The organism is Rhizobium sp. BK176 (genome assembly GCF_024808055.1).
The window spans coordinates 1,709,672-1,716,230 of sequence record NZ_JANUBV010000001.1 but is presented as its reverse complement, the minus strand read 5'-3'; the positions used below and the strand labels follow the sequence as shown (position 1 = coordinate 1,716,230).

9 protein-coding genes are annotated in these 6,559 nt (G+C 60.9%); 3 read left to right on the top strand and 6 right to left on the bottom strand.

Annotated elements, in window-relative coordinates; all coding sequences use genetic code 11:
• Positions 1 to 1,192 (bottom strand): transposase (locus FHT76_RS09255; protein WP_259185548.1); only part of this gene is annotated, 1,192 nt, incomplete at its 3' end.
• A gap of 97 nt (positions 1,193 to 1,289) precedes the next feature.
• Between FHT76_RS09255 and FHT76_RS09250 the strand changes: the two genes are divergently transcribed.
• Positions 1,290 to 1,601, top strand: coding sequence for a hypothetical protein (locus FHT76_RS09250; protein ID WP_259185547.1), 312 nt, complete (start codon positions 1,290 to 1,292; stop codon positions 1,599 to 1,601).
• A gap of 6 nt (positions 1,602 to 1,607) precedes the next feature.
• Here FHT76_RS09250 and FHT76_RS09245 read toward each other — a convergent pair whose 3' ends face one another.
• The 5 genes from FHT76_RS09245 to FHT76_RS09225 form a co-directional block, all read right to left on the bottom strand.
• On the bottom strand, positions 1,608 to 1,886 hold the full coding sequence (locus FHT76_RS09245; protein WP_259185546.1) for a hypothetical protein: 279 nt from the start codon (positions 1,884 to 1,886) through the stop codon (positions 1,608 to 1,610).
• 83 nt (positions 1,887 to 1,969) lie between these two features.
• A complete protein-coding gene (locus tag FHT76_RS09240) occupies positions 1,970 to 2,344 on the bottom strand; it encodes a hypothetical protein (protein WP_259185545.1) in 375 nt (124 codons plus the stop codon).
• 16 nt (positions 2,345 to 2,360) lie between these two features.
• Positions 2,361 to 3,164: an ion channel gene (locus FHT76_RS09235; RefSeq protein WP_405049498.1), complete on the bottom strand. Its 804-nt coding sequence runs from the start codon at positions 3,162 to 3,164 to the stop codon at positions 2,361 to 2,363.
• 46 nt (positions 3,165 to 3,210) lie between these two features.
• Complete coding sequence (locus FHT76_RS09230) at positions 3,211 to 4,554, bottom strand: NAD(P)/FAD-dependent oxidoreductase (RefSeq protein WP_259185544.1); 1,344 nt, start codon at positions 4,552 to 4,554, stop codon at positions 3,211 to 3,213.
• A gap of 4 nt (positions 4,555 to 4,558) precedes the next feature.
• A complete protein-coding gene (locus FHT76_RS09225) occupies positions 4,559 to 5,716 on the bottom strand; it encodes a hypothetical protein (protein WP_259185543.1) in 1,158 nt (385 codons plus the stop codon).
• Between the two features lie 148 nt (positions 5,717 to 5,864).
• Between FHT76_RS09225 and FHT76_RS09220 the strand changes: the two genes are divergently transcribed.
• Both FHT76_RS09220 and FHT76_RS09215 read left to right on the top strand, forming a co-directional pair.
• Positions 5,865 to 6,176 (top strand): hypothetical protein, encoded by a 312-nt coding sequence (locus tag FHT76_RS09220; protein ID WP_259185541.1) that lies wholly within the window; start codon positions 5,865 to 5,867, stop codon positions 6,174 to 6,176.
• Positions 6,173 to 6,559: a hypothetical protein gene (locus FHT76_RS09215; RefSeq protein ID WP_259185540.1), complete on the top strand. Its 387-nt coding sequence runs from the start codon at positions 6,173 to 6,175 to the stop codon at positions 6,557 to 6,559. Before FHT76_RS09220 ends, FHT76_RS09215 begins: the two co-directional genes overlap by 4 nt.

Genomic DNA, 6,559 nt, shown 5'->3' with positions numbered 1-6,559 from the left:
TGCTACCTTCTTCTTCCTGCTTCCGACCGGCACCCCGGTTCGATCCACAGGCCAGCACCGGAAGTCCTCCGGCTCGAGCCTTGCGGCCCAGATAGAGAATGTTCTGCGACGCGTTGTCGTCGGCGCAGGCGGCGTGGCCGCAGGAAAGGCACAGGAACGTGTCTCTGTCAGGACGGTTGTCCGCCTCGGTGTGACCGCATACCGAACACCTCTGCGAGGTATAGGCCGGGTTCACATAGTAGACGCCGCCGCCCGAGCGGCGCATCTTGTATTCGATCTGCACGCGCGTCTCGCCAGGAGACACGTCGAGCATGTTGCGGTTCGATCCCGCCTTCTGCGCGACGTTGACGCCCGGCTCCTCTACGGTCCCACGCGCCGACGCCGTCAGGTTCGCGACCTTTAGGTCTTCGAGGTAGATTATGTCGCAACGGCGCGAAACATCCGTCGTCATCTTGTGCCTGGCATCCTTGCGGCGGCGTACGATCCTTGCCTTGTAGGCCCGCAGCGCACGCAACGCCTTTGCCCTATTACGGGACCCTTTCTTGCGACGGGAAATGACCCGCTGGAGATTTTCCTCCTTGCGCTTTTCCTTCTCGGTCATGCGCGGCAGGTCGTAGACCGTGCCGTCCGACAGGACGAGGCCATGGACGACGCCAAGATCGCCGCCGACGTCGATCGTGTCTCTAACCGCCGGCTCGTCGATCTCCCGTTCGATCTGGATGGAGGCGTACCAGTGATTGCCGCTGAGGGAGACGGTCACGTTCTTCACCATCCCGACGATCTCGCGATGGGCGACGATTTTCACCCACCGCGCCTTCGGCAGGAAAATTTCACCGTCGCGGAACATGATGTGTTTGGAATCCGGATATCGGAAACTTTCGTTCTGATATTTTCGTCGAGGCTTTGGGAAAGCCGCACGACCTTCGAAGAAGTTGGTGAAAGCCTTGTGGAGGTCGATGACTGCCTGTTGAAGGCAATGGTGAGGTGCCTCCTTCATCCAAGGAAGTGCTTCCTTGAGGTCGCCGAGCTGCTTGTTTTGGTCGACGGCCGTCAGGCGACGAGGTTCGGATCGATGCCGCTCTAGTCTCTTCTGCTCGAGGCAGGTATTGTAGACGACACGGCAGCATCCGATCGTACGACGGAACAGTCGGGCTTGCGCCTCGTCCGGGTAGATGCGGAATTTGTATGCCATGCGTTCTCTCATCGTGGATGACCGTACCGGGTTCCCGTTATGTTCGCAAGGGGTCGCCTATCCCGGACCTGAAGGACCGGGTTTGCGGCGACAATGGATGATCAAGTCGCTCACGGACACCCGGAGGGTGAACACCATATTCGAGCAGGACGCATACCGACACAGGTCCACGGCGCTCGAAGCGGTCCTTTCGGCCTATGAAGCGGGAGACGCTCCGCCGGAAGATGTCCTGGACGCGATGGTGGAGCTCAAGAAGGTGCTTCGATACGCATCGAACGCCTTTTTCGACATGTACAAGATCAATCTGTCGACCTATGTTCCGCCCGACTATTTCGGGGACGTGGACAGCTTCGCGGTTGATCTCGACATCTTCGCGGCCCGCTCGATCTCGAAGAGCGGGCCGCGGTAAGGTCGGTTACTTCGCTTCCGTCTTGCGGCCGGTGTCCGGGAAGCATTGCATGCCGCCCGCCTCTCCGAACTTGAAGACGACGCAACGCTGGCCGGGAATCGTGATCGGGTTGAATTCGATCACCGTCCCCTGGATGCCGTCCTTGCGGAACGGGGTGACGACAAGATCGAGTCGGGTTTCTTCGGATGTCTCCTCGCGGCTGTTGTAGCCGGCCGTCGCCGGAACTGCGGCGGCGGCGAGCGTTCCAAGAGCAAGGAGAGAGGCAATCATCTTTTTCGAGGTCATGAATTATCTGTCCAATGTTTCAGTGTGTTGAATTGTTTGCGGGCAACGACAACGTGTCAATGCGCTTCGGCATCGGGCCGATTTCAGCCCCGCCCAACGGCGGCGGAGAAACGCAGCGTGATATCCGGCTTAACGGACGGGTTGCTGGAGGCGTGGCGATCCCTGACACCGGAAAGAGCCATGGTCGGACGCCCCATGATCTCATAGGTCTTCTGTTCCAACGAGATGTCGAGTTCCCTCTCGTTCGATGCCGCGACCGCGGGATGGAACCCGTAATGACGGACCAGAAGGTCGCGGATGTCGCGCGGGGTCAGGAATTGTTCGCCCGAAACTTCGATGGCGGTGAAGCAGCAATACATCGCGGCCTCGCGCAGTCGGGCCTCGTCGTCAAAATCGCAGGCCACATAGGCCTTGGGGGCCGTTTCGTTCAGATAGTCTTCGATGCGGATCGTTTGCATTCGTTTACCCTTGGAGTTAATCGTTGTCGTTGGGAAGGTTCAGAAGATGGCCGCAGGCCTTGCAATGGACGGCGTCTACGTCGTGCCGCTGGAGGCCGCACTCCGTGCACTGGAAGGCCACCTTGAAGGGCCTGACGACAGTGTGCGCGAGACGCACGAACAGCGTGATACCGATGATCATGGTGACGATCGAGGTGAGTTTGCCGAGCGGTCCCGGCAGCGTCAGATCGCCGTAGCCCGTCGTCGTCATCGTCGTCACGGTGTAGTACAGCGCGTTGACGAACCCGTGACCACCCTCCTGATGGTAGAAGAATGTCGTGTAGACGAAGCCGGTCACCATGAAGAGGAATACCGCGAAGTTGACCGCGGCCTTCACGAGGTCTTCGTAGCGTCCGCAGCCGTAGCGCTTCAGCAGGGCCTTGGCGAGAGGGCTTCTTGAGATAGTCCAGATGCGCATGACGCGCAGGAAGGCGAAGTTCGCGAGCGTCTGGGGGACGAGGAGCGTCGCGAGGATGGCGAGGTCTATCCAGGTCATCGGCTTCCTGAGGAACTCCCGCAGCGAACCCGCGGCCAGGCCGCGCGAGATCAGTTCCAGCGCGACCCATCCAGCGATGGCGTAGTCGAGGATCATGTAGGACGATCCAGCGCGCAGGTACGGGCCGAGCAGGAAGAAGGCGAGGATCGCCAGATCGACGATGGCAAGCCCGGCCTGCCACCGCATGGACCAGCCGTCCCTGCCCCTCTCGAGGCAGCCCATCACCCTGCGCGCGTGGCGGAGGATGTTAGACGTGCCGTGGTCATGAGCATGCGCGTTCGCCATTCAGTGGTTTCCTCGAAGTGTCGATATGGGGTGCGGAGCGCGGGTCTCAGCCTGCGTCACCGAGAAGATGGCCCTCGAAGCCGAGGGCACGGGCGATCTTCACCCGTTCCTCGTCGGGATAGGGATGGTAGGTATCGTAGTCGTGGCGCAGGTTCTCGAGGTTGGTGATCCAGCGGAATGCCGTCACCTCGTCGAGGTCCTCGCCGAACAGCGCCTTGCTTGTCATGACGGTCCCCATCCGCCAGTCGGAGACCGCGCGGTTGTTGCCGTACCACTCGCCGACCACCTTGCGCAGGACGGCACCTTCGCGGAGATAGTGTGACGTCGCGTTGGACTGGGCCTTGTCGTCGCCTGAAAGCTCGAGGGCGGCCGCCCTGCCCCGCATGAAGCCGTAATGGACCGCGAGCGTGACGCCTTGGCTGAGGATCGGGTCGATGAAGAGCGCCGCGTCGCCGGCAAGAGACCAGTTCGGGCCATGGAGCGTGTCGCAGGCGAAGGAATAGTCGGGATGGCCGTAGAACTTGTCGGTCGGCTTTCCTTCGAAGGTTCGTGGGCCGCGATAGCCGTTTTCGAAGCCGAAATGTTCGAGTTCGGGAAACGCATCGGTGCAGTTTTCGAGTGTCAGCTTCGACAGGGTGTCGGGTGTCGAGACGAAGCCGAGGCTCGTCAGGTTTCCGCCGGCCTCGCCGAGATGGATCGCCCAAATCCAGCCGTTGGGTGTCGAGACGATGTTCGTGCGGTGGATGTCGAATCCTTTGGCAGCGGCGAGGTCCCAGTCGATGTCGCGGGTGTAGGCGTAACGGGCGACACGGGCAGCGCCGATCGGAGAACGCTTGGTGACGTGGCGCGCCAGCGCCAAGGAATGGCCGGAGCAGTCGATATAGCGCTTGGCCCGCACGCGACGGCCGCTGTCCGTGGTCACGGAAAGGATGCCAGTTCCTGCCGCGCTCTCGCTTGTCGCTACCGTGCGAACCTTGTCGGCGATGATGGTCACGCCACGACGCTGGACCTCGCGGCGCAAAATGGGGTCGAAGACGTTGCGGGGAACGTGGATGCTGCGCCGATACCCGGTTTCGTCCTTGAACGCCGCCGGATAGCCGTCGTTCTCCGTCCTCGGGTAGTTGACATACCAGGGTTCGCGGGTCTCGCCCCAGACGTAGGTCGCGCCGATCTTGTGATGAAAGCCTGCGGCAGCGACCACGTCGTCGAGATCGGCGTCGGCAAGCGCCATTACCGTTCCCGTCAGAAGGGCCTCGCCGATGCGGTGATGATTGTCGGAATCGGGATCGATGATCGCCACCGAAAGAGACGGGTCCGTCTTGAGGGCAGCGGCCGCCGCCAGGCTGCCTGCCGGTCCGCCGCCGACGATGAGGATGTCGAAAAAGTCCATGAGGTCAGCCTCCCGCCCCGACCGTCGTCGGTGCGATTTTGTTCGGTGATGTCTTCGTGATGCCTTCCGCCTCCTGGAGGTGGAAGAAGGATTTGATACCCGCGCATTCGGTGGTGTCTCCCCCGACGTGCTTGGGCAGGAAGAGAGAGCCGCCTTCGCAGCGGTCGAAGTATTCGCAGGACGAACACTCCAACGCACGACGCTGCTCGCGCGAATATGCGCGGAAATAACGGTCGGAGGCGAGGCACTCGTCGAGCGTCATGCTGGCGATGTTGCCGAGGAAGGTGCTCGGGATTTCGGTGAAGACGGGGTTCGTTGTCACGAAACCATCGCTGGAAAGAGATATCACACGCCCCGATCCCTTGGTGAAGAAGAAGCGGTCGTCCGGCCGTTGGTCCGCGATATCGATCTGCGGAACGACGATTTTGAAAAGCCCGCGCGCGTCGCGTCTTCTCCTGAACTCGCTGACGAAGGCCGCATACTCTGCGTAACTGAGGTCGAGCGGGAAGAGCGGCATGCCGCTCCTCTTGTCGTGTGGCATGCCCTGCGACCGGAAGGTCACGAAGTCGATGCCGTGGTCGAATTTGACGAGCAGGCGGCCGCCTTCGGGGAGGTCGAACGACGCGAAATAATCGAGCGCCGCCTCGACCCCGTAGTCGAGCGACTGTCGGTTCATGACGAAATTGATGTCGATGTTCAGATCGGCACCGCGCCTCGCCAGCTCCTCGATGTAGTGGCGGAACGAGGCGAGAAAGACGTCGCGGTCGCGATTGAGGTTCTGGCGGCCGAAATCGAACGTCGTCTCGACGACGTCTGAGTGCTTGAGGTAGAGGTCGACGAAACGGGGCTTCGAATTGAAGAAGTTGCTGACCATCGAAAACGAACAGTCGGGCCACAGCGTCTTGATGTGGGAGACGAGGTCTTCGAGATACTCGGGATCGACGATCGATAGCTCTCCGCCGAGGATGCTGACGTAGAGGTCCTTGCATTGCGAGAAAACGGAGCTTTGCGCCAGCTTCGTCACCCACTCCTTCTTGAAAAGGCGGCGGTCGCGCAGGCGGTTCTCGTAGGCCAGGAAACAGTTCTCGCAAAAGACGTTGCAGGCCTTGGAGACCTCGATCGTCAAAGTCGTCTTGGAGAAATCGTAGTTCCTGGGAAGCATAGGCCGGACCGTGGGTTTGAAACCCGATTATGGGATGGGGTCTTCTATTACGCAAGGCGGACGGAACGTCAATAGGCATGCCAACCTGTTGACGAGTTCTTGATATAGGCTTTAATTTTGATCATCACGAGCTGAGCTGGAGTTTACGATGTGCAACTGCGACGTCCCGAGGAATGCGATGGGCTGGCCGACGGTCGGGCCTGAGTTCTTCAATGAGACCCAACTCCGTAAGGAAGCCGAGAAGTGGCGTGGAGGCGGCAAGATCATGCCGAGTATCACCGCCTACCAGGAATGGGAGCGTTACGCGACCGAACTGCATCGCCGCGGTTTCGTAGAGATCGTCGACCCGCGGGTGCCGTTGCTGGCCAGCGACGAAACCTATGCCCGCAATGAGGAAGAGCGGAAGGCCAATCCGCGTCGACCGTCTGTATGGGCGGTTTTCAGCCGGAAAGCCGCATGAAAGAGATCGTATGGCGGCTCGTACCCGTCAATCCGACCGAGGATATGATCGCGGCCGCCACGGGCACGAGGCCGGGGTGCGGAAGCTATGGCGACATTTCCTCAAGGTGCGTCCGCGACTGGAACGCGATGCTGAAGGCCGCTCCGCCATCGCCATCGGCGAGCGTTCGGCTGGCCGGTCGGGCAGTGACCGTCGAGGACCTCGCGCGGCACATGTTCGAGAACGACGATCCGAGCGCGCAGGATATGTCGTGGCCGGAGCATGAAGACGACGACGGCAATCGCGGCGACGGCGGATGGGTCAGCATCGCGTCGATCGTGGTGCTGGAAGAGTATCGAGAAAAGGCAGCCGACCTGCTGCGGTTTATGGGATGCGAGGTGTAA